Raw genomic sequence first — 16,223 nt, 5'->3', positions numbered from 1 at the left:
AATGCAAGATCAGGCCCATGCCGACAACCCTTCTCGCTGACCGCGCCCTTGTCTCCGTTTCCGGCCTTGAAGCCGAACACTTCCTGCAAAATATCCTGACCGTCGATCTCGACGTGCTTGGTCAAGGCGAAGCCAAACCGGGCGCGCTGCTGGCGCCGCAAGGCAAGATCCTGTTCGATTTCCTGGTCTCCCGCGCCGGCGAAGATGCCTTTCGGCTGGAATGCCGGGCCGACATCGCCGACGATTTCATCAAGCGGCTGATGTTCTACCGGCTGCGCGCCAAGGTCGATATTTCCAAGCAGGAACAGGACGTTGTTGCCGTTTCGTGGCAGGCTGATTCAATCGCTTCGCAAAATGATTCAAGCACAGGCGTATACGACCGCCGCTTCAACCTTGCCGTGATCCGCTTCTACGAAACGCCATTGCCCGCCGCAGATGCCACGCTGGCTGACTGGGATGCCTTCCGCCTTTCACAGGGTGTGGCCGAAAGCGGTCCGGACTACGCGCTGAACGACGCCTTTCCGCATGACGTGCTGCTCGACCAATTGGACGGTATCGGCTTCAAGAAAGGCTGCTTCATTGGCCAGGAAGTGGTTTCGCGCATGCAACATCGCGGTACAGCTCGCCGACGCGTGCTGCTGGTGGAGGCTGCCGGTGCCCTGCCCGCTTCGGGCACGGAGTTGACGGCCGGCGGCCGCCCCGTCGGTACGCTCGGCTCGGTATCAGGCACACACGGCCTGGCCATTGCCCGTATCGATCGCGTCAAGGCGGCGATGGACGCCAGCCAGGAAATCAGCGCTGGCGGTGTCACCGTATCGCTCTCCATTCCCGGTTGGGCGCGCTTCACCTTCCCTGAGGCCGCCAGCGCGGAAGACGCCTGATGGCGGACCGTATCGGCGCGCCGCCGCGAGCCTGGCAGCGCATGCTGTCGGGGAGAAGGCTCGACCTGCTCGACCCTTCTCCACTCGACATCGAGATCGGCGATATCGCGCATGGCCTTGCCCGCGTCGCGCGCTGGAATGGCCAGACCTCCGGGGATCATGCCTTTTCGGTGGCACAGCACTCGCTGCTGGTCGAGGAGATCTTCCGCACCATCGTGCCGTCAGCGTCACCAGCGGCACAACTGATAGCGTTGCTGCACGATGCGCCGGAATATGTCATCGGCGACATGATCTCACCGTTCAAATCCGTGGTGGGCGGCGGCTACAAAACCTGCGAGGAGCGGCTGCAGCATGCCATTCATCTGCGCTACGGATTGCCGGCTTCGATAGGTCTAGGCCTGAAGAAGGATATCAAGCGCGCCGACCAGATCGCCGCCTATTTCGAGGCGACAACGCTGGCCGGCTTTGGGTTGGCGGAGGCAGCGGAGTTCTTCGGCCGCCCGCGCGGATTTTCCACCGACCAGTTCGACCTCACACCCAAGCCAGCGCGACAGGTGGAAAAGGCGTTCATGGCCCGATTCCACAAGATCGAAGCCGATTTGCGGTAGAGCAATTCCAGGAAAAGTGTGTAACGGTTTTCCGTCCGGAATTGCGGAAAAACAAAGAGGTAGAGCGTTTCCGTGAAAAACGGAAACGCTCTAGATTTAGCCTTCCACGAAGCGCAAGCCGACCACGCCGACAATGATAAGCGCGATACAGCCTAGTCTGAGTGGTGTGGCCGGATCGCCGAACAGCACCATGCCGAGGGTCGCGATGCCAACCGCACCGATACCTGTCCACACGGCGTAAGCAGTGCCTGCCGGCAGGTGGCGCATGGCAAAAGTCAGCACGAAGACGCTGAGCAGCGCGAAGAAAATGCCGCCGACACTAGGCCAGAACCGCGTCCAGCCCTCGGCATATTTCAGCGAAACACCCATCGCGATTTCGATGACACTCGCGACAAGAAGCAGCAACCAAGCCATTCCGGCCCTCCTTTGATATTCAGACCCGGGCTCATGTGTGATAATAGGAACCAAAGAGCAATTACGCACCTTTTGGTGCCTATAGGTTTTTGATGGCTGCGCCAAATGTTTATGATTCTGCCTGTTCGGCGCGGGATGCGCTGGAACTGATCGCCTCGAAATGGGCGATGCTGATCCTGCCGGCTTTATCCGGAGGGCCGATGCGCAACAGCGCGCTGCTCAGGAAAATCGGTGGCATCTCGCAGAAGATGCTGACGCAGACGCTGAAAGACCTGGAGCGCAACGGGCTGGTGATCCGGCAGGACATGCAGACAGTACCACCGCATGTCGAATACAGGCTGAGCGCTCTCGGCAGTTCGCTCAGCGAAGCGCTGATCACGCTTGACCGCTGGGCTGAGCGCCATTCGGGCGATCTCGACGCAGCTCGCGAGCGCTTCGACGCGGCTCGAACGGAAAGTGCCTAGAGCATGATCCCGAAAAGTTGCAGACTTTTCGGACAAGATCATGTGACAAAACAAGGAGATAGAGCAGAACGCCGTTTCAACCCAATGGCGTACCGTTCTAGCGTCCCTGCCGTTCCAGTCGGTCAAGGAACCACTGGGTCAGCCGCACCCAGACTTCGTCTTTCTCGCCGGTATCTTCGCAGCCATGGTCGAGATTCGGGTTGTCGTTGACCTCGATGACGAAGACGCCATCCTTCGTTTCCTTCAAGTCGACGCCATAAAGGCCGTCGCCGATGCACCGAGCCGCCTTGACTGCCGTCTGCACCGCGTGGGTCGGCGCATCCTTCAAGGTGAAAGTCCTGAAACCGCCTTCGTCAGGCTTGCCGGCACGGTCATGGTTGACAATCTGCCAGTGCTGCTTGGCCATCAGATATTGCACGGCAAACAGCGGCTCGCCGCCCAGCACACCAATGCGCCAGTCATAGTCGGTCGGGATGAACTTCTGCGCGACGAGCAGGTCGGAATCCTCCAGCCAGTCCGTCGCCAGCTTCTTCAACTCACCGAAATCCTTGCATTTCTTGACGCCACGCGAGAACGCGCTGTCGGGTATTTTGAGGACCAGCGGAAAACCAAGCGTGTCGGCAGCCACCTCCAGGTCAGACTGGCCCGCGATCATCACGGTGGGCGGCACCGGCACGTCGTTGAAGGCCATCAACTCGTTCAGATAGACCTTGTTGGTGCAGCGGATCATCGACAGCGGATCGTCGATCACCGGCATGCCTTCCTGCTGGGCACGGCGCGCGAAGCGGTAGGTGTGGTTGGAAATCGAGGTCGTCTCGCGGATGAACAGCGCGTCGTAGTTGGCGACCTTGGCCAGATCTTTCTTTGTGATCGGCTCGACCTCGACGCCCATCTTTTCGGCGATGCGGGCCCAATAGCGCAGCGAAGAGATCGCCGAGGGCGGCAGTTGCTCATGCGGATCGACGAGCGTTGCGAAAGTGTAGCGTGCCGGAGTGCGTGCCTTGCTGTCGCGCCATTCGCGGCCGGTGTAGACATCGAGGCATTCAAGGAAGCGTTTTTCCTCCTCTTCCGTCATACGCGCCAACGGGTAGAAGCCTATCTTGCGGATCGTCGCCCACTCGCCCGCGTCGGTTATCGCTACCTCCAGTGCCGGCGCGCGAAACCAATCGAAAAGAAGTTTGGCAAAGCGATCCCAAGCCTTGCCGGGACCGATGCCGAAGAAGATGTGTACCTTGGCCGGGAAGGCGCCGCCGAGATCCTTGCGGCACTTGTTCAATGCCAATTCCAGCTCCGGCAGCGCATGCTCATAGAGCTTGCGCTCGGAGAGATCGATCATAGTCTCGACGGTTGGGATGACCTTGTGGCCGCGTGAGCTTGCCAGCAGCGAGGCGTAGTAGCCGCGGCTCTGATAGTCATAGCGGTTGGAGAGGTTGATGACCTTCGGGCGCTGGCCGCGGAACAGGGCCGGATGGGCCAGATAGTCCCGGTTGGTGATAACCTTGTGCGGCGTCGCCACCTGGTCGAGATCGTTCTGCCTGCCGGTGAGGATGACCCAGGTCATTGTTTCTCGCGCGCTCCAAGAATGATGGCGGCCCGCAGTCCGTCGCGGCCGAACTGCGCCATGGAAATGAAGATGTCGTAGGGCACCGGAATGTTGGCGGCGTCCGCCTGCGTTTCTTCCCGCTCGTCTTCGACCCATGGGTCGTGGATGAGGATATGATCGCCGTCGTCGCCAATGGCTAGAACCCAGTGAGGGACCTTCTTGCCGAACATCAGGAAGCCGCTGATCAGGACCACGACCAACCTGCCGGCGGCGATCGCCGCGCGGACATCGTCGATGGAAAACGCGTTGTACTGCACCGGAATGCCGTATTCCCTGGCACGGCGCTGGAAATCGATCTGCGCCAGTTCCATGACCCGGCGCTTCTCGGCGCTGCGCACCGACTGCAGAAAGAGCGGCCCGTCGAACGAGACGAAAATCTCGGCTGAAAGCCCGTATTCATAAGCCGCCACCGCCAGCCCGAACGGCTCGCAGCCGCCGGGACCCGACATCATGAAGACGGTGGTCGCTTCGCGCCACAGCCGCACTTCCATCACCGGATCGGGCCGAAAGCCGGTGTCGAAATGAGCCATCGTCATCATCAGACAGCAAGGACCACAGGTGAAATCGCAGGTCTGCTCGTAAAACGGCACGGAAGTTGCCACCTGCAGATGGCCACGCAGCATCTTTTCGTAGCGCAACGCCGCCGCGCCATCCTCGTAGTAGTCACTTTCGCGACCGATCTTGCGATAACCCGCCTGTTCATAGATGCGGATGGCGCGCGAATTGTCCTCGCGCACTTCCAGACGCAGCATCATGCGATCGTGCTCGAAGGCGGTGTCCTCCGCTGCTTCCAGCAGCAGGCGACCGATGCCTAACCCGCCGAAATCGGGGCTGGTAGCCAGCGAATAGAGCCGTGCCACGCGGCTGCCCTTGCGAAACAGGATGATCGCATAGCCTGCGATCTTGCCATCGCTTTCAGCGATCAGCGTCTCGGCGGTTTCCCGTTCGATGAGTTGGCGGAAGGATCGGCGCGATATGCGGTCAGTTGCAAAGACGGCGTTTTCGATGGCGGCGAGAACATCGACGTCGGAGGTGCGGGCCGTGCGGACTTCGGCAGGCATGAAGGCTTGAAAAACCTCGGTACGTGGCAGGAAAAGAGCCTATCGAAACGTCGATCACGCCGACAGGAAAGCCGACGCATGGCCAGCGTTTCGCGCTTCGATTTCGGCTGAATTGTGACCGATTCGACCTGCTTGCCAAGACGTCGAATAGTTCCTTTTTCTGGATGCGGCTCGACAGAAAGCGGAATTCGGCCGTCCATCCAGGACAGGTACGCGCTCGATCGCTCAGTATGCCAAACAGGAAAATCCTAGGACCGGACTTTGCTGTCGGCTGCAGCTATGCAACCAAAGGCCATGATCAGCAGCGGTCGACATTCCCCCTCCCGCCCCTGGCCGAAATGGCTCGGATGGTTCGGCGTTGCCATTCTGGTTGCCGCCATTCCGGGTGCATTGGCTGCCGTGACGATGCCGGCGAACGAATACAAAGCCTGGGGAGTGGATGCACTCGATTGCGACGGGCCGATCTCGGTCTTTCTGTTCGCGATCCCCACCCTGCTGATCTACAGCGCCGGGGCGATTGTGAATGGCTGCTATTTTCGCAACCGACTGAACCTGGTCTTCGCAGTCTTCTGTACGCTGGTCGGTGCGCTGATTGTCGCCAATATCGCCGCAGCCGTTGGGGAACAAGTGCAACTGGAGCGTGATCTCCAAGCCTGTCGATAAGCTCGAACGACCGACGGACTCGCTCAAACCTTGCTTTCCGTACCTTCGATCAACTGGCGGTAGGCATTGCGAGCCACGATAGCAAGCCGTTCCTGCGGCAGCGCGCCGACAACAGCGCAACCATACCCCTTGTCGAGCCAGTACACCGCGGTCGGGCGGTTCTTTTCGGCGTAGGTGCCTTTGGCATAGCTACCTGATTCCGAAGTCACGAAGAGCGAGATGCGATTGCCCTCGGCATCTTCATAGAGCAACATCGCCGCCTTGCCCGCGCCTGCCGGCAGCAGTCTGCCTCCGACCAATTGGAACCCGTCGGCGGTCAGATCCGGCGTTACCAGCTTCAAACCGATCCGCGCTGATAACCAATTGCGCATATGCTCCTCATCCGAGGCCGGCACCTCGACGGCATGACGCTTCTCGGCTGCATAGACGACGTAAGCTGCAACGGCTTCCTCGGCGAACCTGTCCGCCACAGCATCTTCCGTGCCAATGCCGCGCGTGCCGGCGACGTAACCGCCAGCAGCGCCTGTCGCCAATAGAACCGCAGCCGCAGCAGCCTGCCACCAGCGGGAACGTTGCAGCATTCGCGTGCCGGGATCGCCGACAACCAGCTTGGTGAAACGCGCCGGAACCGGCTCATCAAGAGCATCTGCCAAGGCGAGGCGCAGTGCTTCCCGATCGGTACCGAAACGGTTGTTCCTGGCCTTCATCTCCGGGTTGGCCTCGAGCCACGCCTCGAAAGCGGCGCGCTCCTCGTCGGGCAGCTCGCCGTCGAGTGCCAGATGGATGTCCCGTTCGGTGAAGTCGCGCGCGGTCATTTCTCGACCACTTTCAGCGAACGGCGCCGCGCACGGTCATCGAGCAGAGCCCGCAAATCCTCCCGGCCGCGCGAAATCCGTGACATCAGCGTGCCTGCGGGGATGCCCAGAATATTGGCCGCCTCGGCATAAGAGAAGCCTTCGATGGCAACGGTCACGATCGCCGCCCGACGCTCGGGAGCGATCGCCTGCAAGGCATCGAGGATTTCCCGGGAGGCAATGTTTTCGACCTGGACCGAAGGAACCGCCAGCGCCTCATCGCCATCCAATGGCAGCATCGCCATTTCGCCGCGGCGGCTCACCTTGCGCATCTGGTCGATGAAAAGGTGGTGCATGATCGTGAACAGCCATTTCCTCGGGCTTTCGCCGGTTTGCCAGTTATCCAGCCTGGCCAGAGCACGCTCGAGACAATCCTGGACGAGGTCGTCCGCGGAATCGCGATCGCGCAGAAGCGCACGCGCGTAGCGGCGCAAGCGCGGGATCTCGCCGAGGATCGCAGCCTTCCTGTCGTCCATGGGTGGCGGTTCGCCAATCTTTCCCGTTGCCCCGGCGATTGAACGCGCCTTCGCCGGCTAGCGCAAGCCGCGCCATACCCGCTTGTTGCCTTCAAGAGCAGAACGAAGCCAACTTAGGGATTATTCCCGAGCCAATTGCGAGGATTGCAAAAAATGACGCCGCCGGCCCGTGGAGCCAGCGGCGTTGAAGAGACCGAATGCCAGGCGATATCAGAAGCGGTAATTGACCCCCATCTTGACGGTGTGGCTCTTCAGATCGTCCGAGCGCTTGGAGCCGTTGCGCAACGTATAGTCGACGTCACCATAGTTCACATAGTTGTATTCGACCTTGGCCGAGATGTTGCCAGCAAATGCCTGCTCGATACCACCGCCGAGCAGGTAGCCACCTTCCCACTTGTCTCCCGAAGCGACGGTGCCGCCCGGCTTGACCTTGGTCATCGAATAGCCGGCGGCGCCATAGACCAGCGTCTTGTCGAAGGAGACGCCGGCGCGAACCTTGGCGGCACCGGTCCAGGTGCGCTTCAGCTCGGCACCATCGTCCAGCCTGTGCTTGGTTCCCTTGGAGTAAGAGCCGTCAAGTTCTGCACCGTAGACGAACGCACCACTCTGGAAGTTGGTGCCAACCTGGCCACCGAACTGCCAGCCGCTCTTGCTGGAGAACGGGTTGGGAAAGCCCGAGGATGACGTACCCAACTGGCCGCCGACATAGCTGCCCGACCAATTGTAGGCCGGGTCCGAATAGGCCCGGTCCGATACGAAATCGGCCGCCATGACCGGCATGGCGAAAGGTGCAAGGCCAGCGAACATGACGAGAAACAGATTTCGCTTGGACATGGTGTTTAGCTCCGAAAATGAATGAGCTGCGGAGCATTTAGCTCCGCAGCCCGTTGACGGGGCTGACGGCCGGTCGGCGACTGGGGAAGCAATCCGCCGGCCGGACCCCGTGCACCAGCGCGCTGGTTGCATGGAGACAATGGCTGGCATGGATTACGCCAACATTGCGCAAAATTTAGCGAAAACAAATATTTATGGGTAATCTTTCAGTAAGATTCCTTAAGCATTTCTGAATTTGGTCAACCCTGTTTAGGCGCGCGCGACAGCAGTCGCTGGTAAAACAGGCCAATGCCGATGAGCACGGCGCCAAGGCCGATGAAGGAGAGCGCACGCAGCACGCCTTCGAGTTCCGACATGTCGAACAGGAAGACCTTCAGCACGGCGATCGCGATCAACGCCGCCGAAGCGATGCGCAGCACATACGAGCTGAAGCGAACACCGACCACCAGCAGCACGACGCCGAGCAACAACCACAGCGCCGAATAGCTGTAGGTCTCGACCTGTTCCATGCCGCTCCACAGGGCGATGAACTCGCCCTTGAAGGAGCGTCGCACCGAGAGGGTCGCATAGGCGAAAGCGAGCAAAGCCCCCATCAAGGCAAGCATGGAGGAATACCACTTCGGGCGTTTGCCGCGTGCATAGTAAGCTAGTGCTCCCGCCGCGGCGGCCGGCAATAGATAAGCCAGGAAAAGCAGATTGAAGACCGGGATCCGGCCAGTTGATTCGTCGGTGAACAGCGGATTGAGGATGACAAAGTGTTGGCTGACGATGGTGAGCGCCGACACGACACCCACGATCAGCGAGCCATAGCGCAGAACCGAACTCGGCGAGCGCATGTCGATGCTGATCAGAATGGCGCCGGCGCCGAGGGCTATCAACGTGTAGATCGCCTGTTCGGCGAGCGAGACCGGACCGTCGTCGATAACGCCGCCATGCATGGCATGACGGACCAGCATGGCAACGCCAAGCAAGGCAAACAGCGCGGCTCCGGCTTCCATGACAAGGCGTGGACGGCCATTGGTGGTGCGCGCCAGTTGCCACGCGGCAAACCCGAACGCGACTGCCGGCACGCCATAGCCAGGCAACAGCCCGTTGAAGACTGGGGTCCGGGACAGAAACTCCGCACCGACGATGGTCGGATCGAAGGCGATGCGGGCAAGAACGGCCACGACCGCACCAGCCGCGATCCAACCAAGAACAGGATAGCTGCGCCAGCGTGTGGCCAAGGCTGGCACGACGGCCGCCGCGCCCAACAGAACGGTGGTCAGGCCCGAGCCGAAGGCCATGTGCAGCATCAGAACGGCAGCGAGCCCCGCGCCAGCCAATGCAAAGGAAACAGCCAAACCACCGGTGTGTGGAGGCTCTTCGGCCCGCGCGATCCATTCGCCGCCGGCCACCAGAACAGCCAGCAACAGCAAAGTGACTGCCGCGTAGACGAAGTCCCGGTCGATATCGCCGAACGTCACCCAAAGCGACAGCATGATCGCGAGGGGCACGGCTGCAGTCCATGCCGTCCAGGAGGCTGATTGGGCGAGGCTTGATGCGACATGCCGCCTGGCGCTCCACAGGCCCGCACCTAAGAACAGCAGACCAAGCACGACGCCAATGCGGATCATCGTCGCATCGGCCACGACGGTTACAGGCACGGTGTCGACCGTCGCATAACCCGAAAGGCCGATGGACGTCTCAGCCAATGGCGTGATCTTGAGATAGGCAAAGACAGTCGCCAGCGCAGCGCCATAAAGAACGGGCAAGGCCCGCGGTCGAAACAGAGCCGTGCCGATCATCGCCGCGACGATAATGGCTGCCGGCCAGGCGCCACCGATTTCGGCGAAACGAGGCTCGGCGAACAACAGCAACGTTGCCGCAGCGACGAAGATCGCGGGAGCGATCGAGGTCAGGTCGAAGCCCACTCGCGCCTCGGATGGGCCCGGCTCCGTGCCCAGCCAGACGAAACCAAGAACCGCCAGCACAACAACGTTGATAAAGACGAGGACACCGAAGCCGGGCATCGGCGCTTCGACCATATAGAGCACGATCCACAAACCGACACCGGCAAAGGCGGCCGCCATCAGCAGCGACCACCGGCGGACGCGCGCAATGAAGCCAGTCGCAGCCAGAACGATCGCCAGATAGCCAAAAAGAGCCCATGGGTTGGGCGATTGGGAGGAGACCAATATCGGCGTCGCCAAGGCGCCGAGCAGTCCGATGCCGGCAAGCGCCTGGCCATGTACGAGTGCGGCAGCGATCGTCGCGATGCCGATCAATCCAAGCAGTATGAAAGCCGCCGCAGGGCCGATGAAGCCGTAGATGCCATGTGCGGCATAGACGGTGCCGAACAGTGTGAAGGCACCGGCCGCAGTGAGAATCGCCGGGATAAAGGCACCTGCGGCGCCTTCTATCGGCACCTTGAAGCCGGTGCGGCGGATGAATTCGCCGCCGCCGGTCAGAACAAGGCCAAGGATTGCTGCCATCGCGAGCCGCACACCCGGCCCGAATATGCCCGCCTCGATGCTGTAACGCACCAGAAAAAGGCCGCCCAAGGCGAGTGCGACGCCACCGACCCATACTGCCCAGCGTGTGCCGAGCGCAGTTTCGATGTCCGGTTTCTTTGTCTGTTCTTCCGGGTTCGCGGCGCCGTCTTCTCCCGTCGGCTCGGAAACCGTTTCCTCGTCCCGAATTGCAGCTGGGCTTCCCCACGGACCAGATGCCGCACTTTCCTGCACATCTTCCGGTTCGGAGGTCTGAGGACCACCGTCCGGCCTGCCCTCGAGCAAAGCCTCACTCGAGGTCAATGGCGATGGCTCAGCCGCAAGCGTCTCGGCCGGTTTCAACGCAGATTCTGCATTCCCCGGCACAACCAGCTTGCGCAGCTCGCCGAGCTCGCGCTCAATCTTGGCAAGCTGTGAACGCTGGCGAGCCACGATGACAAGCAGCACGACAAAACCGACAATGCTGAAAATATCCACCGTGGCATCCCCCTGAGGCCGCGTTATCCTGTCGCTCGAATACGCCTATCGGGCAGCCAGATTGGCCACCGAAAAGATCGAACAGGTCTCGGTACCGAAGGCCAGCAGCCTGCCGGCGCTGTCCTTCATGGTCGCTTCCGATACGGCCAGTGTACGGCCCTTGTGCATGATCTTGCCCTCGCATACCACCTCGCCGGTGTTCGGCGTAATCGGGCGCATGAGATTGACCTTGAATTCCGCCGTCGCGTAAGCCTCGCCTTTGGCAAGCAAAGTCTGCACCACGCAGCCGAGCGCCGAATCGAGCAAGGTCGCCGCCCAGCCGCCATGGACTCCGCCCATCGGGTTGAGGTGCTTTTCGTTGGGCATGCCGCGAAAGACGACGCGCCCCTCCTCCGCCTCGGTGAGTGCAAAACTCAGTTGGTAGGCCATAGGCGGCGCCGGATAGCGACCGTCGATGACACGCTGCAGCAACTCAAGCCCCGTATAGGTCAGCATGTCGGCGTGCGGAATGGTACCAACGCCCATGGGCGAAATCCGGCCGGGATAGAGTTCAACGGCACTCATGCGGCGGTATCTCCCTTGGAGGTGCTATGAACAGCGTGATGCTTCCGCAAAGCGGCGATGAAGCCGGAGCGGGCATCGGGCGGTTCGACACCACGCGGTTCATAGACATGGCGGGCGAAAAAGAACGACGTCAGCCGAAAAGCCTGCTCAACCGCGACAAGATCCGCGCTCAGCCCGGCGCCGCGCTGCAGGAAAGTGGGTAGCGCCAGCATCTTGTCGTGCCAGGGCGCACCAGCTTCACGCGAAACCGCCCTGCCCGACTTCGGCGAGACATAGGCCAGGTTCTCTTTCGTTCCGGTCGCGGCACATTCGGAAAGGTCGAGACCGAAACCCAGTTCATCAAGGATCATGAGTTCAAATCGCGCAACCAGCCCGCCGGCAACCTCGGCATCCTCCAGATGCGCTATGATGAGCGAAAGCGTTTCATAGAGCGCATCGTGTGGATCGCGCTCCGGCAGAAGCCGGAGATTCGCCGCCAACAGCTGCAGGCCGTAGACGGCGACAGCGCTGTCCATCAGCCGCGCGGCATTCATTTCGATGGCTTCAGCCTGAAAGGTTCCGAGATGCTCGTCGAGCCGGGCGTGCCAGATCAGATCGACCCGGTTGCCGGCCTGCAGCACCGGCTGCATCTTGCGCGCGCGACCGCCGCGCACCAAGCCGAGATGCCGGCCATGCGCGCGCGTCATCACCTCGAGGATGGCGCTGGTTTCGCCATGCTTGCGGGTGCCGAGTATGATTCCCTCGTCGCGCCATTCCATGGCGGGAGATTTGACGGCTTCGGCCGCGAAATCAAGAAGGAGGCGGAAAGGCTGACAAAGCCTCCCGCCAAAACAAACGGCCCGCGGCGAATGCCGCGGGCCGCAGAAATCGACTGGAGGTCGATTAGAAGTTGCGCTGGAAGCGGACGATGCCGCCGACGCTGTTCTTCGAGTCGGCGCGGGTCCAGCTGCCGAGATAGTCAGCCTTGCCGAACCTGCCCTCGTGAACGAAGTTCACTTCAGGCGTGATCACGAAGCCCGGAACGATCTCGTAGGCAACGTTGGCCGCGAGAGCGAGGGTACGGTTGTCGTCATACGAAACCTGAGCATTGAACTTGGTCTTGGAGTCGAACTTGTAGGTACCGCCGCCCCAGACAGCCCAGTTGCCGCCCCAAGGCTTGTACTGGTTGCGGTCGATGTTGTCGTCTGAGCCATAACCAGCCATGACGAAGAGGGTGAGTTCGCTGGTCGCGTTCACGTCGAGGCGGACCTTGCCGGCCCATTCTTCGTAGGCGCTGTTGTAGGCGGCGACGCCGGTGACCGAACCCCAGTCGCCCTTGTACTTCAGACCGCCAACCACATGCGGGACGTAGCTGTCGATGGTGTTGTTGTCCGAGAGCCAGGTGTCACCCACGCGCCTGACACGCGAATAGCTGCCCGAACCCTGTTCCAGCGACACGATCGCCGAGAAACCGTTGCCGGCCTCGAAGGTGTAGCTGATCAGGTTGGTGTCCTTGCCGCCGTAGGGAATCAGCGTGTCCTGGATGACGTTGCCGGCGTAGCCGATGAACGAATCGAATGCCGTTTCGTCCTTACCGACGCGCAGACCACCGAGCTGGATCCAGGCGAAGTTCAGCGAAACCGACTTGTTCACGGCGTCGCCGTTGGTGTTGGTGTTGCCGAACTGGAAACGGGTTTCGGTGAAGGTCTTCAGGGTGCCGAGCTCGGTTTCCTGGCCGGTCCAGGTCCTGAGCGCGAAACGTGCGTTCTTGTAGTAGGTATCCTGCTGGTCGCCGTCGAGACGGTCGGTGGCCGTCGAGCCATCGAGCGAGCCGCGGTCGCCGAAGCCGGCATCGTAGCGAATGTAGCCGCCAACGCGCAGGCAAGTCTCGGTGCCCGGGATATAGAAATAGCCGGCACCGTAGACGTCGCAGATCTTGACGTATTCAGCAGGTTCTGGCTCGGCGACCACAACAGCGTCGGCGGCGCGAGCGCCGGAAACTGCGAGCAGAGCCGCAGCCGAGCCGAGAAGGAGGCTCTTGATGTTCATTTTGACCTCTCCAGTCAATTTCAAGAATATGTTTTCAGATTTCTGGCTGAGGGCCATTGCCACCAACCGCCACTTGAAAGACGACGCCCGAGCGCCCCTTTCAGCCGGGACAATACGCATCGAATTTTCGCTTTCAACGAATATTGCAGCGCACAATACCAAGGAGGAGAACTTGACTCCGGCTTGTTGTATATTTGCCACTAAATCATTGATTTTAAATGAGTTTTGGCACAAACGACACATCGACAGAAAACTGTCATAAAAGTTCGATTGTTTGCCGATGACAATTTATGCGGCTAACAAAATCATCAGATCGAAACGCTGAAAAATCTGCGGTCAGCCGGCGTGGACGGGTTTGTCCACCCTCGCAGAAAAGGCTTCGGCAGCACGGATGACATCTTGCGCGCGGTCCTTGATCAGCAGTGCGATCGGGGCCTCGCCGTCGAACTCCGATCTCGCCTGCACGAGCCATGACCAGGTCGCTCTCGGATGACCGATCAGCGCGAGCACTTCACGAATCCCGGACACCGGCCGGCCATCAACAAACTGGGCAAGCGGGAAAACATGTTTCCTGCCGCCTGTGCGCAATGCGATTACTTCGCCACGCCGCTGCCAGCGGTGCAGGGTCGAGCGCGGGATACGCAGCGCCTCCTCAAGATGGGTCGAACCGGCCACCTGCCCGGCCCATTCTTCGATCAGGACGGAAGCCAGGCCATTGCGCTGCGCTGAAAGCCCAAAATCGGATTCGGTTGGAGATGCTGTCGAATCGAAACCGGGCACCGATACAGCCGTTTCCAGCGTCTGAGCGGCGTCCACGAGCAAGAGCTTGAGTATTTTTGCTGCAAGCTTCGAAGGATCCTTCAACGCCGGCCCAAGCACTCGGCGTTGGCGCGGCGCGAGATTGACGATGGCCGCGGCTATGCTGCCGCCAACCGCCGCAGCCAGGCGGACAGCCTCCTCGCCGCCAGCGCTGTTGCGCAAGACGCGTTCCAGCTCGGCCGCTGCAAGACGCTCCAGTTCGGATCGTGCAGCACCACTCGTCGCGCCGGTCAATTCATTCATTCGCATCAATCCGCCACTGCCCCGCGCACGATGGCCGGCACCGGGACGCAGACGGCTATATTTGCGACATATGACAGATGCGCGACGGGCGGACAGACCCGATCAATGCGGAAAATCCAACCCCATCTCGCGGTAGCGTTCGGGATCATCGCCCCAGTTTTCGCGTACTTTCACGAACAGGAAGAGATGCGTCTTCTGCTCGAGGATCTCGCCGATTTCCTTGCGTGCGGCCTCGCCTATCGCGCGGATGGTCTCGCCCTTGTGGCCGAGAACGATCTTCTTCTGGCTGTCGCGTTCGACATAGATCACCTGTTCGATCCGCACCGAACCATCCTTCTTCTCCTCCCATTTTTCGGTTTCCACGTGGGAGGAATAGGGCAATTCCTGATGCAGGCGCAGGTAGAGTTTCTCGCGCGTGATCTCGGCGGCGAGCTGGCGCATCGGCAAGTCGGAAATCTGATCTTCCGGGTAAAACCAGGGGCCAGCCGGCAAAACCTCTGCCAGATAATCGAGCAGGTCCTTGCAGCCGGACCCGGTCAGCGCCGAAACCATGAAGGTGCGCTCGAACGCAACCCGTTCGTTGGCGGCTTTCGTCAATGTCAGCAGCGTCTCGGGTTTCACGCGGTCGACCTTGTTCAACACCAGGACCTTCGGCTGGCGCACATCGGCCAGCTTGTCGAGGATGACGTCGGCGTCCCCCCTGATGCCGCGTTCGGCGTCGATCAGCACCAGAACCAGATCCGCATCCTTGGCTCCACCCCAGGCGGTAGTGACCATCGCGGTGTCAAGCCGCCGCTTCGGCTTGAAGATGCCGGGCGTGTCGACCAGCACGATCTGTGCGGTTCCATGAGTGGCAATACCGCGTACGAGGGCGCGGGTTGTCTGGACTTTGTGGGTAACGATAGACACTTTGGTGCCGACAAGCTGATTGATCAGCGTCGACTTGCCGGCATTGGGCGCACCGATCAGCGCGACAAAACCAGAGCGCGTTTTCTCTCCGCTCATATCAGTCGTCATCGCACATTGTCTCCTTCGGCGGCCCACACCCCTTCCCGTAGCAGCAGTGCCGTAGCGGCAGCCTGTTCTGCTTCACGTTTGGAGCGGCCAGTCCCGCTAGCCGGTTCCTTGGAAGCAACGCTGACAGTTACGGTGAAGAGCGGATCATGATCCGGCCCTTGCCGGCTGTCGATCCGGTATTCCGGGGTAGCAGCGGCTGCCTGATGCGCCCATTCCTGCAGCTCGGTCTTCGGGTCCCGCCTTGCTGCGCCAACCGCCTTGGCGCGCGGCTTCCAGTAGGTATGGATAAAACGCTTGGCAGCGTCGAGACCGTCGTCGAGATAGATGACGGCGATCAGCGATTCCAGCGCATCGGCACGCAGGTTGACCCGCTTGCGCTCGGCCAGGTTGCGCACTTCGCTGCCCGCGCGGATCAAATCTGCCAATCCGATCTCATCGGCGATCTGTGCCAGTGTTTCGGCGTTGACCAATGCATTCAGCCGCACCGAAAGCTCGCCTTCCGGCGCGTTCGGGAAATCAGCCAGAAGCATATCCGCGACAGCGAGGCCAAGCACCCGATCGCCGAGAAATTCGAAGCGTTCGTAGTCGACCCCTGCATGGCTGCCGCGCGCACTGGCGTGGGTCAGCGCGCGCTGCAGACGCTGCGGATCGCGGAAACTGTGACCGGTGCGGCTTTCCAGAACGGCGGCCAACGCCTCGGGAGCCAACCGCTTGGGCGCGGTCAT

Annotated in this window: 18 protein-coding genes; 5 read left to right on the top strand and 13 right to left on the bottom strand. The window is 60.9% G+C overall.

Features of this window, described 5'->3' with window-relative positions; genetic code table 11:
- Positions 1-17 precede the first annotated feature (17 nt).
- Positions 18-881, top strand: a complete 864-nt coding sequence (locus ACFWXH_RS03525) for a YgfZ/GcvT domain-containing protein (protein ID WP_379117563.1) — start codon at positions 18-20, stop codon at positions 879-881.
- Positions 878-1,489, top strand: coding sequence for a hydrolase (locus tag ACFWXH_RS03520; RefSeq protein ID WP_379118946.1), 612 nt, complete (start codon positions 878-880; stop codon positions 1,487-1,489). The genes ACFWXH_RS03525 and ACFWXH_RS03520 overlap by 4 nt, the downstream gene beginning before the upstream one ends.
- 96 nt (positions 1,490-1,585) lie before the next feature.
- On the opposite strand, the gene ACFWXH_RS03515 is transcribed toward ACFWXH_RS03520, so the two are convergent.
- Entirely contained in the window at positions 1,586-1,903 is a 318-nt protein-coding gene (locus ACFWXH_RS03515; RefSeq protein ID WP_379117561.1) for a DMT family transporter, read from the bottom strand.
- Between the two features lie 92 nt (positions 1,904-1,995).
- Here ACFWXH_RS03515 and ACFWXH_RS03510 point away from each other — a divergent pair, with 92 nt between their 5' ends.
- Positions 1,996-2,367 carry a winged helix-turn-helix transcriptional regulator gene (locus tag ACFWXH_RS03510; RefSeq protein WP_379117559.1) on the top strand — a complete coding sequence of 124 codons (372 nt, stop codon included), beginning with the start codon at positions 1,996-1,998 and terminating at the stop codon, positions 2,365-2,367.
- A gap of 97 nt (positions 2,368-2,464) precedes the next feature.
- Here ACFWXH_RS03510 and ACFWXH_RS03505 read toward each other — a convergent pair whose 3' ends face one another.
- On the bottom strand, positions 2,465-3,928 hold the full coding sequence (locus ACFWXH_RS03505) for a RimK family protein (protein WP_379117557.1): 1,464 nt from the start codon (positions 3,926-3,928) through the stop codon (positions 2,465-2,467).
- On the bottom strand, positions 3,925-5,031 hold the full coding sequence (locus tag ACFWXH_RS03500; RefSeq protein ID WP_379117555.1) for a peptidase C39 family protein: 1,107 nt from the start codon (positions 5,029-5,031) through the stop codon (positions 3,925-3,927). The genes ACFWXH_RS03505 and ACFWXH_RS03500 overlap by 4 nt, the downstream gene beginning before the upstream one ends.
- Positions 5,032-5,292: 261 nt before the next feature.
- Between ACFWXH_RS03500 and ACFWXH_RS03495 the strand changes: the two genes are divergently transcribed.
- Positions 5,293-5,694, top strand: a complete 402-nt coding sequence (locus ACFWXH_RS03495; protein WP_379117553.1) for a hypothetical protein — start codon at positions 5,293-5,295, stop codon at positions 5,692-5,694.
- 23 nt (positions 5,695-5,717) lie between these two features.
- Here the strand turns inward: ACFWXH_RS03495 and ACFWXH_RS03490 are convergent, their stop codons facing one another.
- The 7 genes from ACFWXH_RS03490 to ACFWXH_RS03460 form a co-directional block, all read right to left on the bottom strand.
- Entirely contained in the window at positions 5,718-6,509 is a 792-nt protein-coding gene (locus ACFWXH_RS03490) for an anti-sigma factor family protein (protein WP_379117551.1), read from the bottom strand.
- A complete protein-coding gene (locus ACFWXH_RS03485) occupies positions 6,506-7,024 on the bottom strand; it encodes an RNA polymerase sigma factor (RefSeq protein WP_054308786.1) in 519 nt (172 codons plus the stop codon). Before ACFWXH_RS03485 ends, ACFWXH_RS03490 begins: the two co-directional genes overlap by 4 nt.
- A 210-nt stretch (positions 7,025-7,234) precedes the next feature.
- Positions 7,235-7,858, bottom strand: coding sequence for an outer membrane protein (locus ACFWXH_RS03480; protein WP_379117548.1), 624 nt, complete (start codon positions 7,856-7,858; stop codon positions 7,235-7,237).
- A 239-nt stretch (positions 7,859-8,097) separates the two neighbouring features.
- A complete protein-coding gene (locus ACFWXH_RS03475; RefSeq protein WP_379117546.1) occupies positions 8,098-10,827 on the bottom strand; it encodes a DUF2339 domain-containing protein in 2,730 nt (909 codons plus the stop codon).
- Positions 10,828-10,872: 45 nt separating this feature from the next.
- Positions 10,873-11,391 (bottom strand): PaaI family thioesterase, encoded by a 519-nt coding sequence (locus tag ACFWXH_RS03470; RefSeq protein ID WP_379117544.1) that lies wholly within the window; start codon positions 11,389-11,391, stop codon positions 10,873-10,875.
- A complete protein-coding gene (recO, locus tag ACFWXH_RS03465; protein ID WP_379117542.1) occupies positions 11,388-12,149 on the bottom strand; it encodes a DNA repair protein RecO in 762 nt (253 codons plus the stop codon). Before recO ends, ACFWXH_RS03470 begins: the two co-directional genes overlap by 4 nt.
- Before the next feature lie 124 nt (positions 12,150-12,273).
- Positions 12,274-13,419 carry a porin gene (locus ACFWXH_RS03460; RefSeq protein WP_379117540.1) on the bottom strand — a complete coding sequence of 382 codons (1,146 nt, stop codon included), beginning with the start codon at positions 13,417-13,419 and terminating at the stop codon, positions 12,274-12,276.
- On the opposite strand from ACFWXH_RS03460, the gene ACFWXH_RS03455 reads away from it, so the two are divergent.
- Complete coding sequence (locus tag ACFWXH_RS03455; RefSeq protein ID WP_379117538.1) at positions 13,412-13,681, top strand: hypothetical protein; 270 nt, start codon at positions 13,412-13,414, stop codon at positions 13,679-13,681. The two genes, ACFWXH_RS03460 and ACFWXH_RS03455, sit on opposite strands and share 8 nt — an antisense overlap.
- A 74-nt stretch (positions 13,682-13,755) precedes the next feature.
- Here the strand turns inward: ACFWXH_RS03455 and ACFWXH_RS03450 are convergent, their stop codons facing one another.
- From ACFWXH_RS03450 to rnc, 3 genes are all read right to left on the bottom strand, one after another.
- Entirely contained in the window at positions 13,756-14,481 is a 726-nt protein-coding gene (locus ACFWXH_RS03450; RefSeq protein WP_379117536.1) for a hypothetical protein, read from the bottom strand.
- Between the two features lie 102 nt (positions 14,482-14,583).
- The gene (gene era, locus ACFWXH_RS03445) at positions 14,584-15,498 is read right to left on the bottom strand and encodes a GTPase Era (RefSeq protein ID WP_379117534.1); all 915 of its coding nucleotides are present in this window, start codon (positions 15,496-15,498) and stop codon (positions 14,584-14,586) included.
- Positions 15,495-16,223 carry a ribonuclease III gene (gene rnc, locus ACFWXH_RS03440; RefSeq protein WP_379117532.1) on the bottom strand — a complete coding sequence of 243 codons (729 nt, stop codon included), beginning with the start codon at positions 16,221-16,223 and terminating at the stop codon, positions 15,495-15,497. The genes era and rnc overlap by 4 nt, the downstream gene beginning before the upstream one ends.

The organism is Mesorhizobium sp. NPDC059054 (assembly GCF_042739215.1).
Taxonomy (GTDB): Bacteria; Pseudomonadota; Alphaproteobacteria; order Rhizobiales; family Rhizobiaceae; genus Mesorhizobium.
This window is presented reverse-complemented; position numbering and strand designations above follow the sequence as displayed.